The organism is Nonomuraea roseoviolacea subsp. carminata, from assembly GCF_024172185.1.
In the GTDB taxonomy this organism is placed as follows: domain Bacteria; phylum Actinomycetota; class Actinomycetes; order Streptosporangiales; family Streptosporangiaceae; genus Nonomuraea; species Nonomuraea roseoviolacea.
On record NZ_JAMZEC010000001.1, the window covers coordinates 7,970,827 to 7,996,013 of the forward strand.

General features: G+C 73.7%; 22 protein-coding genes. 15 read left to right on the plus strand and 7 right to left on the minus strand.

Annotated elements, in window-relative coordinates:
- Position 1: 1 nt before the first annotated feature.
- On the minus strand, positions 2 to 1,414 hold the full coding sequence (locus HD595_RS36960) for an asparagine synthase-related protein (protein WP_253777432.1): 1,413 nt from the start codon (positions 1,412 to 1,414) through the stop codon (positions 2 to 4).
- A 380-nt stretch (positions 1,415 to 1,794) separates the two neighbouring features.
- Here HD595_RS36960 and HD595_RS36965 point away from each other — a divergent pair, with 380 nt between their 5' ends.
- Entirely contained in the window at positions 1,795 to 3,696 is a 1,902-nt protein-coding gene (locus HD595_RS36965; protein ID WP_253781431.1) for an AMP-binding protein, read from the plus strand.
- Between the two features lie 43 nt (positions 3,697 to 3,739).
- On the opposite strand, the gene HD595_RS36970 is transcribed toward HD595_RS36965, so the two are convergent.
- Together HD595_RS36970 and HD595_RS36975 are read right to left on the minus strand one after the other, a co-directional pair.
- Positions 3,740 to 5,065, minus strand: a complete 1,326-nt coding sequence (locus HD595_RS36970; RefSeq protein ID WP_253777435.1) for an MFS transporter — start codon at positions 5,063 to 5,065, stop codon at positions 3,740 to 3,742.
- 93 nt (positions 5,066 to 5,158) lie between these two features.
- Entirely contained in the window at positions 5,159 to 5,863 is a 705-nt protein-coding gene (locus HD595_RS36975) for an aspartate/glutamate racemase family protein (RefSeq protein ID WP_253777437.1), read from the minus strand.
- A gap of 77 nt (positions 5,864 to 5,940) precedes the next feature.
- Here HD595_RS36975 and HD595_RS36980 point away from each other — a divergent pair, with 77 nt between their 5' ends.
- The gene (locus HD595_RS36980) at positions 5,941 to 6,840 is read left to right on the plus strand and encodes a LysR family transcriptional regulator (RefSeq protein WP_253777440.1); all 900 of its coding nucleotides are present in this window, start codon (positions 5,941 to 5,943) and stop codon (positions 6,838 to 6,840) included.
- Between the two features lie 61 nt (positions 6,841 to 6,901).
- Here the strand turns inward: HD595_RS36980 and HD595_RS36985 are convergent, their stop codons facing one another.
- Complete coding sequence (locus HD595_RS36985; protein WP_253777442.1) at positions 6,902 to 7,438, minus strand: DUF4142 domain-containing protein; 537 nt, start codon at positions 7,436 to 7,438, stop codon at positions 6,902 to 6,904.
- A gap of 206 nt (positions 7,439 to 7,644) precedes the next feature.
- On the opposite strand from HD595_RS36985, the gene HD595_RS36990 reads away from it, so the two are divergent.
- On the plus strand, positions 7,645 to 9,138 hold the full coding sequence (locus HD595_RS36990; protein WP_253777444.1) for a mannitol dehydrogenase family protein: 1,494 nt from the start codon (positions 7,645 to 7,647) through the stop codon (positions 9,136 to 9,138).
- 131 nt (positions 9,139 to 9,269) lie between these two features.
- On the opposite strand, the gene HD595_RS36995 is transcribed toward HD595_RS36990, so the two are convergent.
- Positions 9,270 to 10,688 (minus strand): xylulokinase, encoded by a 1,419-nt coding sequence (locus HD595_RS36995; protein ID WP_253777446.1) that lies wholly within the window; start codon positions 10,686 to 10,688, stop codon positions 9,270 to 9,272.
- Between the two features lie 167 nt (positions 10,689 to 10,855).
- On the opposite strand from HD595_RS36995, the gene HD595_RS37000 reads away from it, so the two are divergent.
- From HD595_RS37000 to HD595_RS37045, 10 genes are all read left to right on the plus strand, one after another.
- On the plus strand, positions 10,856 to 12,307 hold the full coding sequence (locus HD595_RS37000) for an extracellular solute-binding protein (RefSeq protein WP_253777448.1): 1,452 nt from the start codon (positions 10,856 to 10,858) through the stop codon (positions 12,305 to 12,307).
- On the plus strand, positions 12,308 to 13,240 hold the full coding sequence (locus tag HD595_RS37005) for a carbohydrate ABC transporter permease (protein ID WP_253777450.1): 933 nt from the start codon (positions 12,308 to 12,310) through the stop codon (positions 13,238 to 13,240). It abuts the gene before it with no gap.
- Entirely contained in the window at positions 13,237 to 14,142 is a 906-nt protein-coding gene (locus tag HD595_RS37010) for a carbohydrate ABC transporter permease (RefSeq protein WP_253777452.1), read from the plus strand. The genes HD595_RS37005 and HD595_RS37010 overlap by 4 nt, the downstream gene beginning before the upstream one ends.
- A 9-nt stretch (positions 14,143 to 14,151) precedes the next feature.
- Positions 14,152 to 15,165: an NAD(P)-dependent alcohol dehydrogenase gene (locus HD595_RS37015; protein WP_253777454.1), complete on the plus strand. Its 1,014-nt coding sequence runs from the start codon at positions 14,152 to 14,154 to the stop codon at positions 15,163 to 15,165.
- Positions 15,166 to 15,169: 4 nt separating this feature from the next.
- A complete protein-coding gene (locus HD595_RS37020; RefSeq protein WP_253777456.1) occupies positions 15,170 to 16,012 on the plus strand; it encodes a DeoR/GlpR family DNA-binding transcription regulator in 843 nt (280 codons plus the stop codon).
- A gap of 19 nt (positions 16,013 to 16,031) precedes the next feature.
- Complete coding sequence (locus tag HD595_RS37025) at positions 16,032 to 17,147, plus strand: ABC transporter ATP-binding protein (protein ID WP_253777458.1); 1,116 nt, start codon at positions 16,032 to 16,034, stop codon at positions 17,145 to 17,147.
- An 85-nt stretch (positions 17,148 to 17,232) separates the two neighbouring features.
- Positions 17,233 to 17,691, plus strand: coding sequence for a cupin domain-containing protein (locus HD595_RS37030; protein WP_253777460.1), 459 nt, complete (start codon positions 17,233 to 17,235; stop codon positions 17,689 to 17,691).
- A gap of 105 nt (positions 17,692 to 17,796) precedes the next feature.
- Positions 17,797 to 20,724 (plus strand): AfsR/SARP family transcriptional regulator, encoded by a 2,928-nt coding sequence (locus HD595_RS37035; RefSeq protein ID WP_253777462.1) that lies wholly within the window; start codon positions 17,797 to 17,799, stop codon positions 20,722 to 20,724.
- A gap of 158 nt (positions 20,725 to 20,882) precedes the next feature.
- Positions 20,883 to 21,398 carry an SRPBCC family protein gene (locus tag HD595_RS37040; protein ID WP_253777464.1) on the plus strand — a complete coding sequence of 172 codons (516 nt, stop codon included), beginning with the start codon at positions 20,883 to 20,885 and terminating at the stop codon, positions 21,396 to 21,398.
- A 111-nt stretch (positions 21,399 to 21,509) separates the two neighbouring features.
- Positions 21,510 to 22,082 (plus strand): hypothetical protein, encoded by a 573-nt coding sequence (locus HD595_RS37045; protein WP_253777466.1) that lies wholly within the window; start codon positions 21,510 to 21,512, stop codon positions 22,080 to 22,082.
- A 53-nt stretch (positions 22,083 to 22,135) separates the two neighbouring features.
- Here the strand turns inward: HD595_RS37045 and HD595_RS37050 are convergent, their stop codons facing one another.
- A complete protein-coding gene (locus tag HD595_RS37050) occupies positions 22,136 to 23,185 on the minus strand; it encodes a GlxA family transcriptional regulator (RefSeq protein WP_253777468.1) in 1,050 nt (349 codons plus the stop codon).
- Positions 23,186 to 23,237: 52 nt separating this feature from the next.
- Between HD595_RS37050 and HD595_RS37055 the strand changes: the two genes are divergently transcribed.
- Positions 23,238 to 23,636, plus strand: coding sequence for a cupin domain-containing protein (locus HD595_RS37055; protein ID WP_253777470.1), 399 nt, complete (start codon positions 23,238 to 23,240; stop codon positions 23,634 to 23,636).
- A gap of 11 nt (positions 23,637 to 23,647) precedes the next feature.
- Here the strand turns inward: HD595_RS37055 and HD595_RS46345 are convergent, their stop codons facing one another.
- Complete coding sequence (locus HD595_RS46345; RefSeq protein WP_308211310.1) at positions 23,648 to 24,358, minus strand: TetR/AcrR family transcriptional regulator; 711 nt, start codon at positions 24,356 to 24,358, stop codon at positions 23,648 to 23,650.
- A 101-nt stretch (positions 24,359 to 24,459) separates the two neighbouring features.
- On the opposite strand from HD595_RS46345, the gene HD595_RS37065 reads away from it, so the two are divergent.
- A complete protein-coding gene (locus HD595_RS37065; RefSeq protein WP_253777472.1) occupies positions 24,460 to 25,161 on the plus strand; it encodes an NAD(P)-dependent oxidoreductase in 702 nt (233 codons plus the stop codon).
- Positions 25,162 to 25,187: the final 26 nt, after the last annotated feature.

Here is a 25,187-nt window from a genome sequence, read left to right on the forward strand (position 1 = left end):
CCTACGTCGTGGGCGCCGGCTCGGCGCCGGCCTCCAGGGCGCCCGCCACCCAGCGCTCCACGTTGCGCACCACGATGGGCAGTCGCGGGTGCACCTTCTCCAGGTCGAGCCGGTCCATGGGCCGGATGAGCCCCAGCTCCTCGACCAGCAGCGGCCCCTCGGGCAGCACGTCGAACACGTAGCGCCGGAAGGCGTCGGAGTAGCTCTGCTTGTACTCCGGCAGCAGCGGCCGCAGCTCGGGCGGCAGCAGCCGCAGGTGCAGGGCCTTGTACCACTGGTACGGGAACGGCCCCTCGGCCCGGAACCGGGAGCCCGGCGGCAGCCCGAAGGCGTACCTCAGGAACGTCTCGTCGACGAAGGGCGAGCGCTGCCGGATCGGCGCCCCGAGCGGATGCGCGTCGTACGCCCACGGGAAGATCGAGTCGCGCAGGCTGGCCGTCGCCCAGTCGCCGCCCTCGGCCCGGAACTCCGCGAACCGGGCGGCCAGCCAGTCCTCGGTCCAGTTCCGCACCGCCTCGCGGTGGACGTCGGTGAGCACCGGGGGACGCCCGCCGTTGACCACGTCGCGCAGCGCGGTCGCCACGTACAGCTGGAAGGACGTCTCCGGGGGCAGCCGCCGCGCCACGAGCGCCGCCGCCTCGCCCGCCACCTCCACGAGGGAGTCGGCGCGGCCGAACGCCGCCAGGTAGCGGCGCAGGTCCCGCCAGCGGCGTCCGCGCGCCAGCGAGGATGACAGGTGGTTCCAGGCGCCGAGCACCTCGTCGCCGCCCTGGCCGCTCAGCAGGACCGTCGCCCCGAGGGCGTGGGCGTGGTCCACGGTGGCCTGGTGCAGCCGCGTGTAGTAGTCGTGCCGGGGCCCGAGCGGCGACCAGTCCGGCTCGGGCAGCTCCCGCCACTCGGCGGGCACGACGTGCAGGTCGCAGGTGATGCCGACGGCCCGCAACTGCCGGTGGACGAGGCCGGCGGTGGCCTTGCCGAACTGGTCGCGCAGGTTCCACACGACCGCGCTCAGCCGCCGCCCCTCGCGCCGGGCCTGCCGCCAGGCGTAGGTGAAGACCGCCCACGAGTCCATGCCGCCCGACAGCAGGACGACGGCGGACTCGGCGTCCCCGAGACAGCGGGAGACGGCCGCCGCGAACTCCGCGTCCAGCGCCGACTCGTCGGAGGAGCCGAGCGGCGGCAGGTCCAGGGGCGGACGGTGCCGGGTCACGCCCTCCCAGGGGCACTCCGGCGGGAACTCCGCCTCGAACGGCAGCCCGTCGAGCATGAGCGCCAGCTTTCGCAGCGAGAATCTCTTCGCGGGCGCGGCCAGGCGCATGGGGTCGCGGTCGAGGGCGCCGTCCTTCGGACGAGAGAAGAGGGGCTCGGACAGGACGTCCGAAACCCCTCCAGAGATGCCGAGTTCTGATCGCAAGGAGTGGTTACCGCTTCTTGTTCAGCATCTTCCGGGACGCCCGGAACGTGGACCAGAACTCGGAGACGGCCCGGACGTTACGACGGACCGCCGACTCGCTCGGCTGGACGGCGTTGGCGACGAGGAGATTTCCCCCGCACCTGCGCACACCACCGCAACTGTCACGCGGCAAATCGCTGTGCCCCATCTCGTACCTCCTGTCGGGTGCGATTTTCGGCACGATTCTCAGAAAAGTCAGACAAGAACGTCAATGCTGAACATTCAGTGCGGAATTCATCCGTTCCGAAAGGGACTTGAGCGGACTGATCATGACGGCCCCGGATGCGTATGGTGGGGAGGTTGCCCAGTGCGCCGTCCACGGGGAGGGACCGCCGTTGCCCGTGTTGCTGCATGACGTCCTCGCCCGGCGGGCCGCCGCCCACCCGGCGGCTCCGGCCTTCACCGTCGACGGAGCCGGCACCCTCGACTACCTCGGCTGGCATCGCGGTGCCCGGCGCGTCGCGGCGGGACTGGCCGCCCGCGGGCTGCGGCCGGGGGAGCGGGTGGTGCTCGCGTTCGAGGACGGCGACTGGCTGTCGTTCGCGGTGTGCTTCATGGGCGTGCTGGCGGCGGGCGGGGTGGCCGTCCCGGTACGGGCGCCGGTCCCGGAGGCGCACCTGCCGGCCACGGCCGCCCGGGTGGAGGCGGCGGGCCTGGTGACGGGCGGCCGGTCGGAGGCGGAGGCCGGGGCGTTCGGCGGGTGGCGGGCGAGCGCCGGCGAACTGACGGCGACGACGCGCGGCCCGGCCGTGGCGGGCGCGGTCGGGCTGACCGGGGCGGATCCCGCCGCGGTGATCCTCACCTCGGGCACCACCGGCGCCGCCAAGGCCGTGCTCAGCGTCCACGCCTCTCTCGTCGAGGACTGGCCGGACGAGGGCGAGGACCCGGACGAGGTCCTGTCCCCGCAGGCCAACGCCCTGTTCACGTCCGTCGCGATCGGCACGAACGCGGCGCAGTCGGTGCTGAAGAGCTGCCTGGTCAACGGGGTGCACATCGTGCTCGGCCAGCCGTTCGCCCCGGAACGGCTCGCCGGACTGATCGAGGAGCACCGGGTGAGCGCGCTGAGCCTGGTGCCGACCACGGCGCGGCTCGCGGTGTCCGCGCTGCGCGGCCAGGGGCGCGCGTCGTCGCGGGTGCGTTCGGTGGTGTCGTCGTCGGCGCCGCTCGACCAGCCCACCGTGGCGGGCCTGGCCGAGGTCTTCCCGAGGGCGGAGATCTTCAACGTGTACACGGTGGCGGAGGGCGGCGCCGGGTTGCAGCACCGGTGCGCGCCGGACCGGCCGCCCGCGCTCGGCCGTCTCGGCCCCGACGCCCGCCTGGTGGACGCGGCGGGGCGGGACGTGGCGCCGGGGGAGGTGGGCGAGCTGTGGCTGCGCCACACGGGCCCCGCCCTGACCTACCTGCGCCCCTCCGCCCCCTCGGCCACGGGGACGCCACGTGAGGCGGCGGGGGCGGGGACGCCAGGGGAGGGGGCGGGGACGGCTGGGGCGGGGACGCGGTATCTGCCGGGTGGCTGGATCGCGACCGGTGACCTGTGCCGGCGGGACGCGGACGGCCTGGTGCACTTCGTGGAGCGCGCCGACGACGTGATCGTCTCCGGCGGCCTGAACATCGCCTCCGCCACGGTGGAGGCCGCGCTGCGGAGCCACCCGGCCGTCGCGGAGGTGGCCGTCTTCGGGGTGCCGCACGCGGCGCTCGGCCGGGCCGTCGTCGCGGCGGTCGTTCTCACGGCCGCGACGGCCGCGACGGCCCCGTCCGCGCTGCGCGACCACTGCGCCCGGCGGCTGCCCCGCGACCACGTGCCGGTCGACGTCGTCCCCGTCGCCGAGCTGCCCGTCACACCCAACGGGAAGGTACGCAAACGCTCGCTGGCCGAGTGGTACGCGCGCGCCTACCTGGAGGACGGGCGGACCCGCACGACCGCCGCCCGCATCGCCGGAGCACCGGCCGGTCGACGTCCCGAGCCGCCGGAGCAGCCGCCAGGACGGGACGCTCCCGACCGGCACGACGAGCTGGACGAGGCGGTCCTCGCCGTCTACCGCGACACGCTCGACGCCGAACGCGTCGGGCGGGACAGCGACTTCTACCGGCTCGGCGGGCACTCCCTCCTGGCGGTCCGCCTCGCCGCCGAACTGGAGCGCCGCATCGGCAGGCCGGTCGAGCCTGCCACGGTCCTGCGCCACCCCCGCGCCGGCGACCTGGCCGACGCCCTGAGGCGCGTCCGGGACAACACCGCGCACTGAAGCCGCCGGTCGTCACCGGGAGGGTGTCCCACCGGCGGCCCGTTCACGCCCGGCTGGCGCCGTAGGCCGCGTCGTCCGAGATGTCGATCTTCGACCGGTCGGGCAGCGCCAGCGTGGCCGCGAGCCCGATCACCGCACCGACGATCATGAAGATGGAGATCGCCTGCCAGCCGTGGTCGTGCAGCAGCCACGTCGCGATCAGCGGGGCCGGGCCGCCCGCGACGATCGAGGCGAGCTGGTAGCCGAGCCCCGCGCCGCCGTACCGCAGACCGGTCGGGAAGCTCTCGGCGATGAGCGACGCCTGCGGGCCGTACAGCATCGAGTGCTGGAGCTGCACGACGACGATCGTGATCAGGATGACCGCCGCGACGCCGGTGTTCAGCAGCGCGTAGTACGGGAACGCGACGACCGCGAGCACGATCGCCCCGAGCGCGTAGAGGCGGCGCCGCCCGACGCGGTCGCTGAGATGGCCGAAGTACGGGATCGCGACCAGCTCGACGGCCGCCGCGCAGGTGACCGCGGCGAACGCGAACGTCCTCGACATCCCGATGTGCGGCGCGGTGATGTAGGTGATGACGAACGTCGTGAACAGGTAGAAAGGCATCTGCTCGGGGATCCGCAGCAGCGCGCTGAGCAGGACCTCCTTCGGGTGCCGCTTCAGCACCTCGACCACGGGCAGCTTGGCCACCTGCCGGGTCTGCAGCACCCGCGCGAACAGCGGCGTCTCCATCACCCGCAGCCGCACCCACAGCCCGACCGCCACGAGCACGAGGCTGAGCAGGAACGGCACGCGCCAGCCCCAGTCCTTGAACGCGGGGCCCGACGCCGCGGCCAGCAGCGACATGGCGCCCGTGCCGAGGATGAGGCCGATCGGCACGCCGATCTGCGGCCAGCTCGCCATCAGGCCGCGCCTGCGCTGGTCGCCCCACTCCATCGACAGCAGCACCGAGCCGCTCCACTCGCCGCCCACCGCGATGCCCTGCAGGATGCGCAGGAGGACGAGCAGGATGGGCGCGGCCACGCCGATGGTGGCGGTGCCCGGCAGCAGGCCGATCAGCGCGCTGGAGACGCCCATCATGACCAGCGTGACGATCAGCGTCGCCTTGCGCCCGATGCGGTCGCCCCAGTGCCCGAAGATGGCCGCGCCGATCGGCCGGGCCACGAAGCCCACGGCGTACGTGGCGAACGCCGACAGCGTGCCCGCGTAGGGCGAGGACTTGGGGAAGAACACCTCGGCGAAGACCGTCGCCGCCGCGGTGCCGTACAGGAAGAAGTCGTACCACTCGATGGCGGTGCCGACGACGCTGGCCGTGGCCGCCCTCCGGACCTGCGATCGCTGTTCCTCGGCGGAAAGATTGCTCTCGGCCATCACCGCGCCTCCTTGGGCCGGTCCCAAACGTCCCGTACCCAGGAAGAGCGCGGCCAATATTCGTTTTGGTGAGATCCTTGCGAGAAGCGCCGTTTAGCGGGGCATGGCGTGCGACGCCAGGTCGACGGCCGTCTCGACATGGATGCGGGTGGAGTCGAACACCGGAATCGGGCTGTCCTCCGGCCCGACCAGCAGGGTGATCTCGGTGCAGCCGAGGATCACCGCCTGGGCGCCCCGTCCCGCGAGCTCGGCGATGACGCGCCGGTACGCGGCGCGGGAGGAGCTCTCGATCCGGTTGCGCGTGAGCTCCTGGTAGATCACGTCGTGGACGAGCGTGCGGTCCGGCTCGTCCGGCACCATGATCTCCACGCCGTGCCGCCGCATGCGTGAGCGGTAGAAGTCCATCTCCATCGTGAAACGGGTGGCGAGCAACCCCACCGTGGTGTGCCCCGCGGCGGCGACGCGGCGCGCGGTCGCGTCCACGAGGTGCACGAACGGCACGTCGATCGCCGCCTCGATCCGGTCGGCCACCTGGTGCATGGTGTTCGTGCACAGCAGCACCATGTCCGCGCCCGCCCGCTGCAGGCTCCTGGCCGACTCGGCGAGCAGCAGCCCGGCCCGCTCCCACTCCCCGCCGCGCTGCATGGCCTCGATCTCGGCGAAGTCGACGGTCAGCAGCACGCTCCTGGCGCAGTGGTGGCCGCCCAGCCGCCGTCGGGCCTCCTCGTTCAGCAGCCGGTAGTACTCGGCGGAGGATTCCCAGCTCATGCCGCCGATCAGGCCGATGGTTCGCGTCATGGCCCCCAGCGTGCCGGGCCGCCCTGCTCCTAGGTAGCCCTGGCTTTCTTGGCCGAGCGCCAAGCGATACTTATGGGGTGGACGTCCAGCGCCTGCTGATCTTCCGGGAGATCGCCCGTGCCCAGTCGATCGGCGGCGCCGCCCGCGCGCTCGGCTGGACCCAGCCGGCGGTCAGCCAGCACCTGCGCCACCTCGAACGCCAGGCGGGCATCCCCCTCGTCCTGCGCCGGCCCCGTGGCGTCCAGCTCACGGAGGCGGGGCACGCGCTGCTCCGTCACGCCGACGCCATCGCCGCCCGCGTGCAGGCCGCGACCGAGGAGCTGCAGGCGCTGTCGCAGTTGCGCGCGGGCACCGTGCGGCTGGCCGCGTTCCCCTCGGCGGGCGCGACCGTGGTCCCCGCCGCCATGAGCCTGCTCGCCCGGCGGCATCCTCGTCTGGACGTACGGCTGCGCGAAGCCGAGCCGCCGCAGGCCGCGGACCTGCTCGCCGCCGGCGACGTGGACGTCGCCCTGACGTTCGCGCACGCCGGGGAGGAACCGGCCGGCGCCGGCGAGATGGTGCGGGTGCCGATCGGGGAGGACCCGCTGCGGCTCGTCCTGCCCCGGTCCCATCCGTGCGCGCAGCCGCCGGACGTCCCGCTGCACCTGCGGGAGCTGGCGCGGGACACATGGACCGGAGGGTGCGAACGCTGCACCGACCACCTGCGCCAGGCGTGCGAGGCCGCGGGTTTCACCCCGGACATCCGCCACGGCACGGACGACTACGTGCTGACCCAGGCGCTCATCGCCCGCGGGCTGGCCGTGGGGCTGCTTCCCCAGCTCGCGCTCGACGCGGCCCTCGACCCGGGCGTCGCCGTGCGCCCGGCCGCGGGGGTGCGGCCGAGGGTGCTGTACCTCCTCCACCATCGCGAGGCCGACCAGATCCCCGCCGTCGCGAGCGCCCTGCGGGCGCTGTCCGACACCGCCGCCCGCGCGTGACCGGCCGGCCCTCACGCGGCCCGTCGTCCGTGGGGAGCGGGCCGCGTGAGGGCCGGGGTTCTCACTTCTCGGCCCGCAGCAGCTCGTCCAGGTGCTTGCGGATGACCGGCGCGGCCGCCTTGGCCAGCTCCTTGACCGCCGGTGACGACCCGTCCTTGAGCTCCTGCTCGCCCAGCCGGAGCGCCGCGCGGTGGCCCGCGATCATGGCGGTGAGCCAGGCCCGGTCGAAGGCGCGGCCGTGCAGCCGCGAGATGCGCATGAGCATCGCCCGGTCCTTCTTGGCGGCCCGCTCCGGCAGCGCCACGTCGAGGCGGTCGGCGGCCTCCTTCACCGCCTCGTCCAGCCGGGTGTGGTCGGTGACGAGCACGGCCCCGATCGAGCGGACGGCGTCGTCCGCCCCCTTGACCCGGGCGACCCTGCCGGCGGCGATCTCGGCCAGGTTGCCCTGATGGGCCAGCCGAAGGAACTTCCTGTCCTGCTTGGAGACCTGGGCCTGCCCCGACACGGGCGGCCCGCCCAGAGCCGACACAGGCGGTCCGCCCAGCAGGGCCATCGCGGCGACCACGCCGGCGCCGGCGAACGTGACACGCAGAGACATGACTACCCCCGTACATGAGCGGGACGGCTGACCGTCCCCTGGGAGCGCTTCCCGGCGGATTGCGACATATCCGGATGAAGGAGCAGAAAGTAGCTTTCAGCGACGATTCAATTACTCATCGTGACCGTTAGGGAAACGTTTGAAGGCCTCCGGGCAGGCCATGCTCAGTCTGAAGGCGGAGCGGGGCCGCCGAAGGGGAGCGCGCCATGACCGTGACGGCACTGACACAGTGGACGCTGGCGAGCCTGCCGCGACAGGTCGGGGTCCCGGGCTACGACCGCTCGGCGCTCACCGCCGGCATCGTGCACTTCGGCGTGGGCGGGTTCCACCGCGCGCACCAGGCGATGTACCTCGACCGGCTGATGAACGCCGGCCTGGCGCACGACTGGGCGATCTGCGGCGTCGGCGTCCTGCCCGGTGACGCGCGGATGCGCGACGCGCTCACCGCCCAGGACGGGCTCTACACGCTCGTGCTCAAGCACCCCGACGGCACCCGCGAGGCCCGCGTCATCGGCTCGATCATCGACTACCTCTTCGCCCCCGACGACCCGGAGGCGGTGATCGAGAAGATGGCCGGCCCGGCCGTGCGCGTCGTCTCGCTCACCGTCACCGAGGGCGGCTACAACTTCCACCCCGTCACCGGCGAGTTCGACCGGGACAACCCCGCCGTCCGCGCGGACGCGGCGCCCGGTGCGGTCCCGGCCACCGTGTTCGGCCTCGTCACCGAGGCCCTGCGGCGCCGCCGCGAGCGCGGGATCCCGCCGTTCACGGTCATGTCCTGCGACAACATCCAGGGCAACGGCGACGTGGCGCGCCGCACGTTCACGGCGTTCGCCCGGCTGCGCGACCCCGCCCTAGCGGCCTGGATGGAGGACGAGGTCGCCTTCCCCAACTCCATGGTCGACCGCATCACCCCGGTCACCACCGACGAGGACCGCGAGGCCGTGGCGCGGCTGTTCGGCGTGGGCGACGCCTGGCCGGTGGTCTGCGAGCCGTTCACGCAGTGGGCGCTGGAGGACCGCTTCCCCGCCGGGCGCCCGCCGCTGGAGGAGGCCGGGGTGCAGGTCGTGGCCGACGTGGAGCCGTACGAGCTGATGAAGCTGCGCCTGCTCAACGCCGGCCACCAGGCGCTGTGCTACTTCGGCCACCTCATGGGCCACCGGTACGTCCACGAGGCCGCGAGCGAGCCGGCGATCGCGGCGTTCCTCCTCGGCTACATGGACGCCGAGGCCACGCCCACGCTGCGCCCGGTGCCCGGCGTCGACCTGGACGCCTACAAGCACACCCTCATCGAGCGCTTCTCCAACCCCGAGGTGCGCGACACGATCGCCCGGCTGTGCGCCGAGTCGTCGGACCGGATCCCGAAGTGGCTGCTGCCCGTCGTGCGCGAGCGGCTCGCCGCGGGCGGCGAGGTCGGGCGGGCGGCGGCCGTGGTGGCGAGCTGGGCGCGTTACGCCGAGGGCGTGGACGAGCGGGGCGAGCCGATCACGGTCGTGGACCGGCTGGCCGACCGGCTGACGGCCATCGCCCGCACCCAGCGCGAGCGGCCCACCGCCTTCATCGAGAACCGTGAGCTGTTCGGCGACCTGGCCGACGACAAGCGGTTCGTGGAGCCGTACCTGCGGGCGCTCGCGTCGCTGCACACGCGTGGGGCCCGCACCACGGTGGAGGAGCTCGCCGCACGGGGCGAGGTCTCGTAACGGCCGGTCGTGCACGGTGGTCGTGAACCGCGGTCGTGGACGGCGGCGGTGAACGCCGGTCGTGACGGTGGTGGTGACGGTGGTGGTGACGGTGGTGGTGAACGGCGTCGTGGACGGCGGTCGTGGACGGGTCAGGGTGCCGGGTCGGGGCGGGCCGCGTGACGGGCATACTGGTGGCGGATGACCGGCCGGTGGTCGCGCGGCGGTTCGGCCGCGACGGACAGCGGCCAGCGCGGGCGCGCCTCCGTCAGCGTCCACGCAGCCTGGGCGGCCGCCCCGTCCGCGACGTACTCGCCCGGCCTCGGCACCACCACGGGCGGCTCGAAGGTCTGGGCGGCGATCCGCTGCACGGCGGCGTTCTGCGCCGCCCCGCCGATGAGCAGCACGCGCTCGGCCTCCACCCCCTGCCCGCGGATGGCGTCGAGGCCGTCGGCCAGGCCGCACAGCATGCCCTCGAAGGCCGCGCGGGCCAGGGCCGGCCGGGTCGCCGACGCCAGCGTCAGGCCGAAGATCGTGGCCGTGGCGTCGGGCAGGTTCGGCGTGCGCTCCCCTTCGAAGTACGGCTGGAGCACCACGCCGCCGGCGCCGGGCGGGGCGTCGAGGGCGAGCAGGCCCAGCTCCTCGTGGGTGACGTCGAGCAGGCCCGCCATCGCGTCGAGGACGCGGGCCGCGTTCAGGGTCGCGATCAGCGGCAGGAACTGGCCGGTGGCGTCGGCGAACCCGGCGACGGTGCCCGTCTCGTCCCGCGTCGGACGGCCGGTGACCGCGAAGACGGTGCCGCTCGTGCCGATCGACACGACGACGTCGCCGCTGCCCGCGTCGAGGCCGAGCGCCGCCGCGGCGTTGTCGCCGGCGCCCGGGCCGACCAGGATCGACGTCCCGGCGACCGTGCCCGCCCGTTCGGCGGGCCCGAGCACCCGCGGCAGCACCGCCGGGTGTCCCAGCGCCAGCTCCAGCAGCTCCTCGTCGTACGCGCCGGTGAACGGGCTCCAGTACGCCGTGCCGCTCGCGTCCGAGCGGTCCGTCACCAGCTCGCCCAGCTCCGGGCCGAGCGGGCTGGCGCCGGCCGGGCCGTAGCCGCGCAGCCGCCAGGTCAGCCAGTCGTGCGGCAGCGCGACGGCGGCCACCTCGGCGGCGTTGCCCGGCTCGTGGTCGCGCAGCCAGCGCAGCTTGGCCGCGGTGAACGAGGCGACGGGCACCGTGCCGGTCCGCTTGGCGTAGACCTCGGCCCCCACCTCGCGCACGAGGTCGCCGGCCGCCCCGGCCGAGCGCGTGTCGTTCCACATCAGCGCCGGCCGGACGACGTGACCGGCGGAGTCGAGCGCGATGAGGCCGTGCTGCTGGCCCGCGACCGAGATCGCGGCGACCCCGTCCAGGCCGCCCGCGCGGGAGATCGCCGCCCGCATGGCCTCCCACCAGCGCACGGGATCCACCTCCGTGCCCGGAGGGTGCCCGGCCCGGCCGGAGCGGACCGGCGCGCCGGAGCCGGCGTCCCGGATCACGACCTTGCAGTTCTGGGTCGACGAGTCGACGCCCGCGACGAGTGTCATGGCAGCCCCCCTCGCTGAGCCTACGAGGCGCTGACCAGCCAAAAAGCACCCGAAAAGCAAAAATCTCATATTAAATGCGAGAAAATCTCACATATGCGTTTACATCGGCATTTATCCAAGATAAACCGACCTCATTGCCCTTACCTGCCGCACCATGGGAGGGGACAGTGGACCGGAACCCGCACGGACCCAGCAGGCGCGACGTCCTGCGCGGCGCCCTGGCCGCGGGAGCCGCGGTCACCCTCGCCGGCTGCGGCTCGCAGGCCGACGCCCCCCACTCGGTCACCGTGGACCAGTGGCGTCAATTCAAGGGCGCCACCCTCAACTTCATCTCGGAGAACACCGCCCCGACCGCGGCCATCGCGGCCAACACGCGCCCGTTCACCGACCTGACCGGCATCAATATCAACATCGTCACCCTGGAGCTGACCGCGCTCGTCCAGCGGGTCGCCCTGGACCTCGCCTCCGGCCACGCGCAGTACCAGGTGATCTACGCCGACCCGTACCAGGTGCTGGCCCCGTACCAGCGGGGGCTGGTGGACCTGCGCACCATGCAGGCCGACCCGAACCTGCCCCACCTGCCCGGCGGCGTCGCCGACTTCATCCCCGCGCAGATGGACGCCGCCGGCCGCTTCGTCGACCCCAACGCCTACTACACCCTGCCCTACGACGCGCCCACGATGATCTGGCAGTACCGGCGTGACCTGTTCGACAAGTACCACGACCGCATGGCCAACGACCTCGGCTTCGACCCCACCCCGAGCGGCGAGCGGACCTGGGACGAGTACTACAGGATCGCGCAGTGGTTCAACAAGAACGCCACCTCGGACGTCAAGTACGGCACCGGCCACCAGGCCCGCCAGCACGACTCGCTGATGAACGACTTCAGCAACGTGCTGTGGTCCTACGGCGGCGCCTACTTCGACAACGGCAAGGAGGTCGGCCGGATCGGCTCGCGCGACCCCGGGCCCTGCCGGCTCGACTCCGACGCCGCGATCGCCGGTGCCGAGTTCTACCAGAAGCTGCTCGCCATCGCCGACCCCGCCTCCACCACCTGGGACTGGGACGGCGTGGGCGCCGCGTTCCGCGCCGGCCGCCTGGCGATGTGCCCGAACTGGCACGAGTTCGCCGCCAGCAACGAGCAGGTGATGCCCGGCAAGGCCGGCTACTCGCCGCTGCCCAGGGGGCCGGTCGCGACGGCCAACATGTACGGCGGCACCGGCGTCGCCATCAGCGACAACACGCGGCCCCACGAGCGCGGCGCGGCCTGGCTGTTCCTCGTCTGGGCCACCTCGCCGCAGACCCAGCTCGCCAACCTCAAGAGCAAGGCCGGCGGCGGCACCCCCACCCGCACCTCCGTGTACGAGCTGCCCGAGGTGCGCGCCGCCGAGAAACGCCCCTCGCCGATGCCCAACATGCTCACGGCCGCCGCGGTCCGCCAGGCGTGGGAGCCCGACAAGATCGGCCTACGGCCCAAGATCCCGATGTGGAACGAGTGCAACACCGCGATCTTCACCCAGCTGTCGCGCATGCTCACCGGCGGGTCCACGCCGGCGGACGCGATGCGCAACATCAAGGCGCGGGTGGACCAGATCGTGGCCCGAGGGTGGGTGGCCTAGATGACGCACGCAGCCGACCACTCGCCGGTGCTCGAACGAGCCCGGCCCGAACCCGCCAAGCACAGGGAGCCGCGCATCGGCTTCGAGGGCGTGATGATGACACCCGGCCTGATCGTGCTGGCCGCGCTGTCCATCGTGCCGTTCCTCGCCCTGATCGCCATGAGCTTCTCCCACGTCCGGCTGCTCGGCGGGGTGAGCCTCGACCTGGTGGGCCTGCGCAACTGGGCCCGCTTCTTCACCGACGCCGACATGTGGATGTCGTGGCTGCGGACGATCGTCTACTTCGTCCTCACCGTCGGCCTGGAGATGGTCCTCGGCGTGGCCGTCGCGCTGTGCCTGTACCGGGTGCTGCGCGGCCGGAACGTGCTGCTCGGCCTGCTGCTGCTGCCCATGTTCGTGGCGCCGTCGATCGTCGGCCTGCTGGGCCGCTACCTGACCGACTCGACCTTCGGCCTCTACGCGTGGGTGCTGCGCTCGGTCGGCTACAGCGGCGACATCCTGGGCAGCCCGGTCAGCGCGTTCGCCGCGGTGGTGTTCATGGACGTGTGGGAGTGGACCCCGCTGATCGCCCTGATCACCCTCGCCGGCCTGTCCAGCGTGCCGCAGTCGGTGCGCGAGGCCGCCGCCGTGGACGGCGCCCCGGGCTGGATGACGCTGCGCTACATCGTGTTCCCGGCGATCTCCAACGTGCTGCTCGTCGCGCTGCTCATCCGCTCCATGGACGCGATCCGGTACTTCGACATCATCTGGGTCACCACCAACGGCGGCCCCGCCGACGCCACCAAGATCGTCCCGGTGCGGCTGTACGAGACCGCGTTCCGCTTCTTCGACCTCGGCTACGCCGCCGCCATCGGCCTGGCGATGCTGGCCTTCTCGATCTTCATCGCCCGTACCTTCGTCCGGCTGCTGGACGTGAGGGGGTTGACCCGATGAGCGCCACCGAAGCAGTGCCGCGCCACCCGCCGGTGACCGCCGCCCCGCGCGGCACGCCGCAGTCGCCGCTGGAGGAGACCGGGCGCGGCACCCGCTGGGTCGTGTGGGTGGTCCTCGCCCTGTTCATGCTGTGGACGCTGGTCCCGCTGGTGTGGATGCTGATGTCGTCGTTCAAGAACCGCACCGACGTCACCGCGGCCACGCCCCAGGCGGTGTTCCAGCCGACCCTGGACAACTACCGGGGCCTGTTCTCCGGGGCGAACAACCTCACGCCCTACATCTGGCACAGCGTGCTGGCCGCCGGGATCTCCGCGGTGCTCGCCGTCTGCCTGGGCTCGCTGGCCGGCTACGGCCTGGCCCGGACCGCGATGCGCGGCAAGAGACATCTGGCCTTCTGGATCATCTCGACCCGCATGGCGCCCATCGCGGCGGTCGTGGTGCCGCTGTTCATCATCTTCCGCGGGCTCAACCTCATCGACACGATCCCGGGGCTGGTGCTGGCGTACCTGACGTTCAACCTGCCGTTCGCCATCTGGCTGATGAGCGCGTTCTTCGCCGAGGTGCCGCCGTCGCTGGAGGAGTCGGCGCTGGTCGCCGGCTGCACCCGCTGGCAGGCATTCTGGACGGTCATCCTGCCGCTGACCAAGGCCGGCCTGGTCACCACGTTCATCCTGTGCCTGGTCTTCGCCTGGAACGACTACGCCTTCGCCGTCGTCTTCTCCGGGCCGAACTCCCAGACGCTGCCCATCGCCGCCTCGCAGCTCGTCACCCAGACGGGCGTCGACTGGGGCCAGCTCACCGCGATCGGCACGATCGTGGTCGTGCCGATGATGCTCGCCGGGCTCGCCGTGCGCCGCTGGCTGGTCACCGGCCTGACCCTCGGCGCGGTCACCGGAGAGTAGGAGCGGGCCATGCGCGCGGCCGTGCTGCACGGAGTGGGCAAGATCCTCCTGGAGGACCGGCCCCGTCCCGAACCGGGGCCCCGCGAGGTGCTCGTCCAGGTGACGTCGGTCGGCACGTGCGGCTCCGACGTGCACTACTACGAGCACGGGCGGATCGGCGACTTCGTCGTGCGCTCGCCGCTGGTGCTCGGCCACGAGCCGGCCGGGATCGTCGTGCAGGCGGGGCCGGGCGCGGACGGCCACCGCACCGGGCAGCGCGTCTCGGTGGAGCCGGGCGTGCCCGACTTCACCTGCGCCCAGTGCCGGGCCGGCCGCTACAACCTCTGCCCGCGCATGCGCTTCTTCGGCACCCCGCCGATCGACGGCGCCTTCACCGAGTACGTCGCCGTCCACGAGGAGTTCGCCCACCCCGTGCCGGACGCCGTCTCCGACGACGCCGCCGCGCTGATGGAGCCGCTGTCGGTGGGCGTGTGGGCCTGCCGCAAGGCGCGGGTCGGCCCGGGCACCCGCGTCCTCGTCACCGGGGCCGGCCCGATCGGGCTGCTGTGCCTGCAGGCGGCGCGCGCCTTCGGCGCCACGGAGGTCATGGTCACCGACGTCAACCCCGCCCGGCTGGCGCGCGCCCGCGAGCTGGGCGCCACCGCGATCCTGGACGCCCGCGCGGAGAGCCTCGCCGACGCCGCGTTCGAGCCCGACGTGCTGCTCGAATGCTCCGGCCACCCGGCCGCGACCGCCGACGCCGTCCGCGCGGTGGCCCGGGCCGGGCGCGTCGTCCTCGTCGGCATGGGCGGCGACGAGATCCCGCTGCCGCTCGCGGCCCTGCAGACGCGCGAGCTGGAGGTGACGGGCACCTTCCGCTACGCCAACACCTGGCCGGCCGCCATCGCGCTGGCCGCCGCCGGGCGCGTCGAGCTGGACGCCCTGGTCACCGGCCACTTCGGGCTGGACCGGGTCGAGGACGCGCTCACCGCGGGAACGCGCGACCCCGAGCTGGTCAAGGCAGTGGTCCGGCCGCAGGAGTGAGCGCGTGGCCAGGGCCAGGACCACGACCGCCGGTCTGGAGGAGCGCAGGCGGGCGGTGCTCGCCCGCGTGGCCGAGAAGGGGGAGATGGGCATCGCCGAGCTGGCGGAGGAGTTCGGGGTCAGCGTCATGACCATGCACCGCGACCTGGACGCCCTGGCGAGCGGCGCGCTGCTGCGCAAGTCGCGCGGCCGCGCGGCGGCCGTCGCCGCCGTGACCATGGAGGTCGCCCCCGAGCTGCGCAGGCGCACGCGGCTGGCGGAGAAGGAGGCGATCGGCGAGGCCGCCCTGCGCGAGCTGCCGCGCCGGGGCGTGCTCCTCATGGACGACTCGACCACGCTGTTCCCGCTGGCCCGGCGGCTCGACGAGCGCGGCGCCTACACCGTGGTGACCAACTCCGTGGGCATCGCCCGGCTGGTCGCGGCCACCGAGCACAGCTCGGCGATCCTGCTGGGCGGCGACTACCACGGCGTCTTCGACTCGACGACCGGGCCCGAGGTGACCCGCGCCCTGCAGCGCATCCGCGCCGACGTCGCCCTCATGTCGGCGGTCGCGGTCACGGCCGGCCGCCTCTACCACCCCATCCAGGGCTACGCCGCGGTCAAGGAGGCGATGCTCGACGCCGCCCAGGGGCACCTGCTGCTCGTCGACTCCTCCAAGTTCGGGCGGCACGCGCCCTTCAGCCACCGCGACGTGAGCGCGTACGACGTGGTGATCACCGACAGCGGTGTGCCGCGCGACGAGGAGCGGACGCTGCGCAAGCTCGCCGCGCGGCTGCTGCTCGTGGACGTCGGGCACGGCCGCTCGTCGCCCCTGACCACGACGGGCTCCTACCGAGGTCCGTACTGATCGTTTGAGGAGAAGACCGATGGCCAAAGTTCTCTACGACGAGGCGACCCGCGTCTACCCGGGGTCCGAGCGGCCCGCGGTGGACGCCCTCGACCTCGACATCAAGGACGGCGAGTTCCTGGTGCTCGTCGGCCCGTCCGGCTGCGGGAAGTCCACCTCGCTGCGCATGCTCGCCGGGCTCGAACGCGTCGACGGCGGCAGCATCAGCATCGGCGAGCGGGACGTCACGCACCTCGCGCCGCGCGACCGGGACATCGCGATGGTGTTCCAGAACTACGCGCTCTACCCGCACATGACGGTGGCCGACAACATGGGCTTCGCCCTGCGGGTGATGAAGGCGCCCAAGGAGGAGCGCGACCGGCGGGTGCGCGAGGCCGCCCGCCTGCTCGACCTGGAGGAGTTCCTGGACCGCAAGCCCAAGGCGCTGTCCGGCGGCCAGCGGCAGCGCGTGGCGATGGGCCGCGCCATCGTGCGCGAGCCGAAGGTGTTCCTCATGGACGAGCCGCTGTCGAACCTGGACGCCAAGCTGCGGGTGCAGACCCGCACGCAGATCGCCGCCCTGCAGCGCCGGCTCGGGGTGACGACGGTGTACGTGACGCACGACCAGGTCGAGGCCATGACGATGGGCGACCGGGTGGCCGTGCTCAAGGACGGCATCCTGCAACAGGTGGACACGCCGCTGCGGCTCTACCAGCACCCGGCCAACGTCTTCGTCGCCGGCTTCATCGGCTCGCCGGCCATGAACCTGGCCGAGTACCGCGTGGAGGGGGAGGAGGCCGTGCTCGGCGACCAGCGGATCCGGCTCGGCCGCGAGACGCTCCAGGCGCTGCGCAAGGAGGGCGGCGACCGCGTCATCCTCGGCTTCCGGCCGGAGTCGGTCGAGATGGTCGGCGACGGCGAGGGCGACCCCTCCACGTTCCCGATCACCGTCACGGTCGTCGAGGAGCTGGGCTCGGACGCCTTCCTGTACGGCCAGTACGCCCAAGCCACCGACCCGGCGCTGGCCGCGCAGACGGTCATCGCCCGCGTCGACCCGAACGCCCCGCCCGGCAAGGGCGACCGGGTCAACCTGCGGATCCTGCCGGGGAAGGAGCGGCTGTTCTCGGCGGCCACGGGGCGTTGCCTGCCCACGTGAGCGGGTTGACTATCCGGACCGCGGTCCGGTACGTTCCTGCCAAACATCCGGACTGCGGTCCGATTATTGGCAGGAAGGCATCCCCATGCTCAAGAAGCTCGTGCCGGCCACCCTGGCCGCCTCGCTGGCCCTCGTGGCGGTCGCGACGCCCGGCTCGTCCGCCCAGCCGCGGCCCGCGCCGGCGTCCGGCGCGGTCGTCTACCACCACCACGGCAAGGGCGGCTCGCCCTGCGAGGGCCTGGCGGGCTGCACGTTCGTCCAGCTCCAGGGCGACCCGAAGACCGGCGCCTCGGAGGCGATGTTCACGCTCAAGGCCGGCACGCCGTTCTCCCCACACTGGCACACCAGCCCCGAACGCGTCGTCGGCGTCTCCGGGGTCATGCTGTGGCACGTGAAGGGCCACAAGACCTACCGGGTCGGCGCCGGCGACTACCTGTCCTACCCGTCGAAGGCCGTCCACTGGGGGAGGTGCGCCGCGGGCGCCGACTGCGTGTACTACGTCCACGACGAGCGGCCCTACGACTTCCACCCCGCCGAACGCTGACGCGGCTCCCCGGACGCCCGCGTTGTCCGGAACGGGCCTCGATGATCACATCGGCTGTTACAGTGAGCGCTCCATCAGCTCCCCCCGAGCCGGAGGATCATGGACGTGGACGTCGGGATCCTGGGCCCGCTGGAGGTGACCGCGGGCGCGACCCGGCTGGAGCTCGGCGGCCCGCGCCGGCAGATCGTCCTCGCGCTCCTCACGCTGGAGGCGGGCCGCCTCGTGCCGGTCGACCGGCTGATCGACGCCGTCTACGGGTCCGATCCGCCCTCCACCGCCCGCGTGCAGGTGCAGATCTGCGTCTCCGCCCTACGGCGGCTGTTCGCCCCGTACGGGGACGGCCCACGGATCGCCACCCGGCCGGAGGGATACCTGCTGCGGATCGCCGGCGAGCGCGTCGACCTGCGCCGCTTCGAGGACCAGGCGGCGCGCGGCCGGGACCTGCGCGACGCCGGGCGCCCGGCCGAGGCCGTCGCCTCCTACCGCTCGGCCCTCGCCCAGTGGCGCGGCCCCGCCCTGCACGGCCTGGACGGCGAGCTGATCCGGGCGGTCGCGAGCCGCCTCGACGAGCAGCGCGCCGGCGTCCTGGAGGACCGCGTGGAGCTGGAGCTGGAGCTGGGCCGGCACCGCGACCTGATCCCCGAGCTGACCGCGCTGGCCGAGCGCCACCCGCTGCGGGAGCGGCCGCAGGGGCTGCTCATGCTGGCGCTCTACCGGTCGGAGCGGCAGGCCGACGCCCTGGAGGTGTACCGGCGCGCCCGCCGCACGCTCGTCGACCAGCTCGGCATCGAGCCCAGCGCCTGGCTCCAGCGGCTGGAGCGCGACATCCTGACCCGCGACCCCCGCCTCGGCCCGCCGCCCGCACACGATCACAGGCTCCCGGCCGTCACCGTGCCCCGCCTGCTGCCCACCGACATCGCCGACTTCACCGGCCGCCGCCCCGAGACCGCCGCCGTCGAGCGGCACCTGACCGCGGCGGGGGAGGCCGGGCTCGCGGTGCCCCTCGTCGTGGTGAGCGGACGCCCCGGCGTCGGCAAGACGACGCTCGCGGTCCATGTGGCGCACCGCCTCACCGCCGTCCACCCCGACGGCCAGCTCTTCGTGGACCTGCGCGGGCACACCATCCGGCCCGTGGACCCCATGCGCGTCCTGGAACGGTTCCTGCGCGTCCTCGGCGTCCCCGGCACCATGCTGCCCGGCACGCTGGACGAGCGCGCGGAGATGTACCGGCACCTGCTGTCGGGCCGCCGGATCCTGGTCGTGCTGGACAACGCCGGCGACGAGGGGCAGGTGGTTCCCCTGCTGCCGGGCACGCCGCCGTCCGCCGTGCTGGTCACCAGCCGCAGCCGGCTGGCCGGGCTGCCCAGGACCGGCCACGTCGAGGTCGGGCTGCTGGACGCGGAGCACGCCGTGGAGCTGCTGTCGCGCGTCGCCGGCGCCGAACGCGTCCGCGAGGAGCCGGAGGAGGCGGCGGCGCTGGCCGGGCTGTGCGGGCGCCTGCCGCTCGCGCTGCGCGTCGCGGGGGCGCGCCTCGCCACCCGCCCGCACTGGACGCTCGCCCAGCTCGTGGAGCGGATGGAGAACGAGACGCGCCGCCTCGACGAGCTCGACCACGGCGGGCTGGGCATCCGCGCCAGCTTCTCGCTCACCTACGAAGGGCTCGGCCCGGACGCCCGCCGGCTGTTCCGCCGCCTGGCCCTTCCGGACTTCCCGCTCGTGTCCGGCTGGGCCGCCGCCGCGCTGCTCGACCGGCCGTACGCCGCGGCCCAGGACGTGCTCGACACGCTCGCCGACGCGCACCTCGTCGAGATCGCCGGCGAGGGGCGCGGCCTGCGCAGCCGGTACCGCCTCCACGACCTGATCAAGGTGTTCGCCCGGGAACGGCTGACGGCCGAGGAGCCGGAGCCCGAGCGGGACGCGGCGCTGGAGCGGGTGCTCGGCGCGCTGCTGTTCCTCACGGAGGAGGCGCACCGGAGCCTGTACGGCGACGACGCGCGCGTCCTCAGCGCCGCGCCGCGCCGGCCCCTGCCCGGCCCGCTGACCGGCCGGATCCTGGCGGAGCCGATGGAGTGGCTGGAACGCGAGCGGGGCGTCATCCTCGCCGGGGTCCGCCAGGCCGCCCAGGCCGGGCACGCGGGCCTGGCCTGGGACCTGGCCGAGTCGGCGGTGGCGCTGTACGAGGCGCGGGTCCACCTGGACGACTGGCGGGAGACGCACGCCGTCGCCCTGGAGGCGGCGCGGCGCGCGGGCGACCGGCGCGGCGAGGCGGTCATGCTGGCCTCGACCGGCTCGCTGCACATCGTGGAGCGGCGCTTCGGCGAGGCCCGGCGGAGGCTGGAGGACGCGGCCGGGCTGTTCCGCGCCGTCGGCGACGACGTGGGGGAGGCCCTGGCCGTCCGCAACATCGCGTTCGTGGACCGGCTCGGCGGCCGGCCGGACGACGCCGCGTCCCGTTACGCGCGGGCACTGGAGACCTTCCGGCGCGCCGGCGACCTGGTCTCCCAGGCGTACGTGCTGCAGAGCGTGGCCGTGATCGAGCTCGAACGCGGCGACGCGGAGGCGGCGCGGCGGACCCTCGCCGAGGCGCTCGACCTGACCCGGCGCGGCGGCAGCCGCCGCGTCGAGGCGCAGGTGCTGTACCGCCTCGGCGAGACGTACCTGGCGCTGGACCGGCCCGACGACGCGGCCGGGGCCTTCGCCGACGCGCTGGCCGTGGTGGAGGACGCCGGCGACCCGATCGGGCGGGCGTTCGCGCTGTGCGGCCTGGCCGCCGCCCGGCTGCGCCGGGGCCGGCTGGAGGAGTGCGCCGCCGCGTTGGACGACGCCCTGCGCGCCGCCGTGGACGCGGGGGACCGGCTGACCGAGGCGCGGGCCCTGCTCGGGCTGGGGGAGCTGGACCTGGCGCGGGGCGAGCCGGCGCGGGCGGCGGGCCGGCTGCGCCGCGCGCTCGGCCTGTCGCGCGGCATCCACGCCCCTGCCCTGGAGTCGCGGGTGCTGGCCCTGCTGGCCCAGGCCGACGGCGCCGGGTCCTGACGCGCCGCGCGGACGGCATCGCCGGGGCGCCGCGGCCGTGGCTTATCGCGCGGCGCCGGGCGCGATAAGCCGCCGAAAGCGCGCCGATAAGCGGGCCCTCCAGGCTGAGGGCGACCAGCCGGACGGCCGGCTGGCACGCCTCCCGAAAGGAACGGGCCATGACCGAATCGGCGACGACTCCAGGCGCCACCACGGAGTTCACCATCGTCCGCCTGCTCGACGCGCCCCGCGACCTCGTCTTCCGCGCCTGGACGGAGCCAGGGCACCTCACCCACTGGTTCGGTCCGCGCGCCCTCACCACCCCGCTGTCCATGATTTCCACGGACGTCCGGCCCGGCGGCGCCTGGGGGCTCAGCGTGGTGGACGGCGAGGGCAACGCGTACCCCCTCAGCGGCTCCTACCGCGAGATCGTCCCGCCCGAGCGGCTGGTCTTCACCACCGGCGACCCGGCCAACGGCGAGGGCGCCCTCGCCTCGGTCGTCACGCTCACCCTCGCCGACCTGGACGGCAAGACCGAGATGCGCTTCCACCAGGCCGGCGTCAACACCGACGAGGCGCACGCCGAGGCGTCCAAGGCCGGGTGGGTGGAGTTCTTCGACCGCCTGGCCGAGCACCTGGCCGCCCACGCGGACTCCCGGGGCGTCGCCCGGCGACTCGGCGACTCTCCGATGTAGCGGCGCGCGCTCCCCCGGCGACGTGAGCTGGATTCCCTCGTACGGGGGAGCCCCCCGCCGCCTCCTGACGGAAGCCTTGTGGTGTCACAGGATTCGACGTCTGGAGGGTGTGTGGCTGCTTCGCTGCGGGTTCGGGTGACGGTCTTTCTCCTGCTGTGCGGGCTGGTGCCGTGGTCGGCCGTGAAGACGGTGTGGACCCTCGGCGGGGACGCCCTGGGGGTGGCCGGGGAGGCGTGGTTGCGCGGGGTCGAGAGCGACGGGGACGCCGTCTACCGGGCGCTGGCCGCCGTCGGCGTCGATCTGACGGTGCTGGCGGCGCTGCTCGGGGTGTTCCTGGCTCTCGGACTGGTGCACCGGTGGGGGATGGTCTTCCCGCGGTGGACCCTGTTCCTCGCCGGGCGGCGGGTGCCGGCCCTGCTGCCGCTGGTCCCGGCGTGGGCGGCGGGATCGTGCCTGCTGGTGTACGGCGTGGTGCTGGTGGCCATGGTGCCGCTCAGCCTTGCCGGGATGATCGCGCGGTTCGCCCCGCTGGGGCCCTTCACCAGCGGCGCGGGCGTGACCTGGATGGTCCTGTTCGGCGGGCTGGCCTTCGGCGGGCTCGGGGGCGCTCTCGTCGTGGGGGCGTGGTCCTACGGACGGCGCGTGTCCGCGGCGAAGCGGGCCGCCGCGACGCTCATCGCGTGACCGCGGCGAAGCGGGCCGCCGCGACCCTTGCCGCGTGACCGCGGCGCGGTCGGTCAGCCGGCCCCGGTGGCGACGGGGCCGCCGTCGCCGGGCACCGGCCGCGCGGGCCGGTCGCCGCCGGCCTGCGCGCCGTCCGGGCCGAAGCGGCGCCGGTACGACAGCGGCGTGAGCCCGATCTCGCGGCGCATCAGCGCGCGCAGGTTGGCGGCGCTGCCCAGGCCGCTGCGCCGCGCGACCGTCTCGAAGCGCGCCTCGCCCAGCTCGATGAGCCGGCAGGCCAGGGCCAGCCGTTCCCCGGTGAGCCAGGCCAGTGGCGTGGTGCCGAGCTGGGCCCGGAAGCGGCGGTGCAGGGTCGCGGGGCTGACCGCGGCGTGGGCCGCCAGGTCGGCCACGGTGAGCGGCGCGTCCAGCCGCTCCTGCGCCCAGGCCAGCAGCGGCGCCAGCGACTCGTCCGGGATGTCGGGCACGGGGCGCTCGACGAACTGCCGCTGGCCGCCGTCCCGGTGCGCGGCGAAGACGAGCCGGCGGCTCACGGAGTTGGCGACCTCCGCGCCGTGGTCGCGGCGCACCACGTACAGCCCGAGGTCGAGCGCGGCCGCGCTGCCCGCCGAGGTGAGGATGTCGCCGTCGTCCACGAACAGCACGTCCGTCTCCAGCCGTACGGACGGGAAGCGGGCCCGGAAGGCGTCCGCCCACTGCCAGTGGGCGGTGGCGCGGCGCCCGTCGAGGACCCCCGCCTCGGCCAGGGTGAAGGCGCCGCTGCAGAAGCCGATCAGGCGGGCACCGCGCGCGTGGGCCGCGCGGACGGCGTCGAGCACGGCCGGGCGGCGCGGCACCTCGACGTCGGGCCGGTTGGGGACGATGAGGGTGTCCGCCGTGGCCGCCGCCTCCAGCCCGGCGACCCCCGTGAGCGTGAAGAACCCGTCGCGCATCAGCGTGCGCGGCTCGGGTGAGCACAGGCGGAAGTCGTACAGGTCGCGCCCGATCTCGGGCCGGCGCAGGCCGAAGACCTCGGTCGCGCAGCCGAGCTCGAAGGGGTTGGAGTTCCGGTCCACGACCACGACGACGCGGTGCGGTGCGGTGTGCGAGGATTCTTGCGCCATGTGCGATTCCTAGCACTCACGCCGGTCGCGCGCCAACCCCCAGAATGGGTTCATGACCACTGAACCCATCGCTCTGAGCAGCGCACTTGCCTCGTTCGACGCCCTGTGGAGCCCCCGGGTCGTCACCCGGGTCAACGACTACGACGTCCGCGTCGCCAAGGTCGAGGGCGAGCACGTCTGGCACGTCCACGACCACACCGACGAGTTCTTCCTCGTGCTCGACGGCGAGCTGTCCATCGCGCTGCGCGAGCCCGGCGGGGAGCGCACGGTCCGGCTCGCCCGCGGGTCGGTCTTCACGGTCCCTCGCGGCACGGAGCACCGGCCGTCGTCGCCCGGCGGGGCGGCGATCCTCATGTTCGAGCCGACTGGGACCTCCTCGGTGGGTGACCGCCACGACGGCGCGATCCCCGGCCACGTGGACGCCACGACGGGACACGCGCTCGGCCTCTGAGCCGAGGGCGGTCAGTCCCCGGGCTCCAGACCCAGCGACCGGACGAGCTGGGTCAGTTCTTCCTGGAATAGCTTGTCGGGGTCGACGGTCTGGGTGCGCAGGTGCCCGTAGACCTCCAGCGACACCAGGCCGTGCAGGTGGCCCCAGAGGCGCAGCGCGAGGGCGACCCCGGCCGGCGGCAGGTCGGGGAACGCGGGGCGGACCTTGCCGAGGAGCCCGTCGTCGAAGTCGGACCACTGGAAGTCGCCGTGCGCGTGCAGATGTCCGGCGTGCGGCCAGGCGGCGTCGGCGAGGGCGGCGATCCCCGTGCAGACCCGGTACGCGGCGTCCGGGGCGGCGCCGCCCTCGGGAGCCTGGTAGCCGGGCACCGGGTCGCCGTAGATGAGGCGGAACCCCTCGGGGTTGGCCAGGGCCCAGCCCCGGAAGGCGCGCGCCCACGCCTGGATCCGCCCGGCCGGACGCCCGGCGGGAGCCTGGGCCCAGGCGGCGTCCACGGTGTCGGCCAGCGCGGTGTACACCTCGTTGATCAGCGTGGTGACCAGGTCGTCGCGGGTGGCGAAGTAGCCGTAGATCGCGTTGGCGGTCATGCCCATCTCGCGGGCGATGGCCCGCAAGGTGATCGCGTCGGGCCCGCCGGAGGCCATCAGCTTGAGCGCGACCCGCTTGATCTCCGCCGTCGTCTCGGCCCGCAGCCGCTCGCGGCGTCCTCCCGTGGTTCCCACGGTCATCACTCTACAGCGTCACCTCGATGCGTTGCCGTACAGAAACTTCACGCCGTATAGTCTCCTCACACCACGCAGACACAGCGAACCGGGGGAGACCCATGCACGTCGGAGTCATCGGAGCCACGGGCGGCATCGGCAGCCGGGTCGTCGCCGAAGCCCTGGAGCGGGGGCACCACGTCACGGCGCTCACCCGCGATGCCACCGGGATCGAGGAGGAGCGCGAGAACATCGTCTGGAAGACCGTCGACGTCCTCGACGCCGGGAGCGTCGCCGCGGTCCTGCCCGGGCTGGACGTGCTGATCAGCGGATTCCAGCCCGGCAACGCCGCGCGTGACTTCGCCGACACCGTGTCGCGCTCGATCGCCGACCCCACGGTCTACGCCACCGCCGCACGGGCCCTGCTCAAGGCGCTGGAGAGCCGTCCCCGGACCCGCCTGATCGTGATCGGCGGCGCCGGCAGCCTGGGGATCGAGCCCGGCCTCACGCGAGCCGACTCCGACGAGCTCCTCCACGCGACCCTCGACGAGCTGGGGCTGCCGAGAGAGTACGCCGCCGCCGTGCGCGGGCATCGGGACGCCCTGAACGTCCTGCGCACGTCCAACCGGCTCTGGACCTACTTCAGCCCGGCCGAGGAGATCGCCCCCGGCCGGCGCACCGGCCGCTTCCGCATCGGCGGCGACCAGCCCGTCCTCGACGCCGAGGGCCGCAGCCGGATCTCCTTCGAGGACGCCGCCGTCGCCCTCGTGGACGAGGCGGAGCTTCCCCGCTTCGTCCAGCGGCGCTTCACCGTCGGCTACTGAAACCGTCGGCTGCTTGCTCGACGAGG

Excerpts from the sequence above, each read along its gene's own strand:
- HD595_RS36970 (WP_253777435.1), bottom strand. The coding sequence starts at position 5,065 with ATGGCCGAGAGCAATCTTTCCGCCGAGGAACAGCGATCGCAGGTCCGG.
- HD595_RS37065 (WP_253777472.1), top strand. The coding sequence starts at position 24,460 with ATGCACGTCGGAGTCATCGGAGCCACGGGCGGCATCGGCAGCCGGGTC.
- HD595_RS36995 (WP_253777446.1), bottom strand. The coding sequence starts at position 10,688 with ATGACACTCGTCGCGGGCGTCGACTCGTCGACCCAGAACTGCAAGGTC.
- HD595_RS37025 (WP_253777458.1), top strand. The coding sequence starts at position 16,032 with ATGGCCAAAGTTCTCTACGACGAGGCGACCCGCGTCTACCCGGGGTCC.
- HD595_RS36990 (WP_253777444.1), top strand. The coding sequence starts at position 7,645 with ATGACCGTGACGGCACTGACACAGTGGACGCTGGCGAGCCTGCCGCGA.
- HD595_RS37005 (WP_253777450.1), top strand. The coding sequence starts at position 12,308 with ATGACGCACGCAGCCGACCACTCGCCGGTGCTCGAACGAGCCCGGCCC.
- HD595_RS37040 (WP_253777464.1), top strand. The coding sequence starts at position 20,883 with ATGACCGAATCGGCGACGACTCCAGGCGCCACCACGGAGTTCACCATC.
- HD595_RS37015 (WP_253777454.1), top strand. The coding sequence starts at position 14,152 with ATGCGCGCGGCCGTGCTGCACGGAGTGGGCAAGATCCTCCTGGAGGAC.
- HD595_RS37010 (WP_253777452.1), top strand. The coding sequence starts at position 13,237 with ATGAGCGCCACCGAAGCAGTGCCGCGCCACCCGCCGGTGACCGCCGCC.
- HD595_RS37050 (WP_253777468.1), bottom strand. The coding sequence starts at position 23,185 with ATGGCGCAAGAATCCTCGCACACCGCACCGCACCGCGTCGTCGTGGTC.
- HD595_RS36975 (WP_253777437.1), bottom strand. The coding sequence starts at position 5,863 with ATGACGCGAACCATCGGCCTGATCGGCGGCATGAGCTGGGAATCCTCC.
- HD595_RS37030 (WP_253777460.1), top strand. The coding sequence starts at position 17,233 with ATGCTCAAGAAGCTCGTGCCGGCCACCCTGGCCGCCTCGCTGGCCCTC.
- HD595_RS37055 (WP_253777470.1), top strand. The coding sequence starts at position 23,238 with ATGACCACTGAACCCATCGCTCTGAGCAGCGCACTTGCCTCGTTCGAC.
- HD595_RS36985 (WP_253777442.1), bottom strand. The coding sequence starts at position 7,438 with ATGTCTCTGCGTGTCACGTTCGCCGGCGCCGGCGTGGTCGCCGCGATG.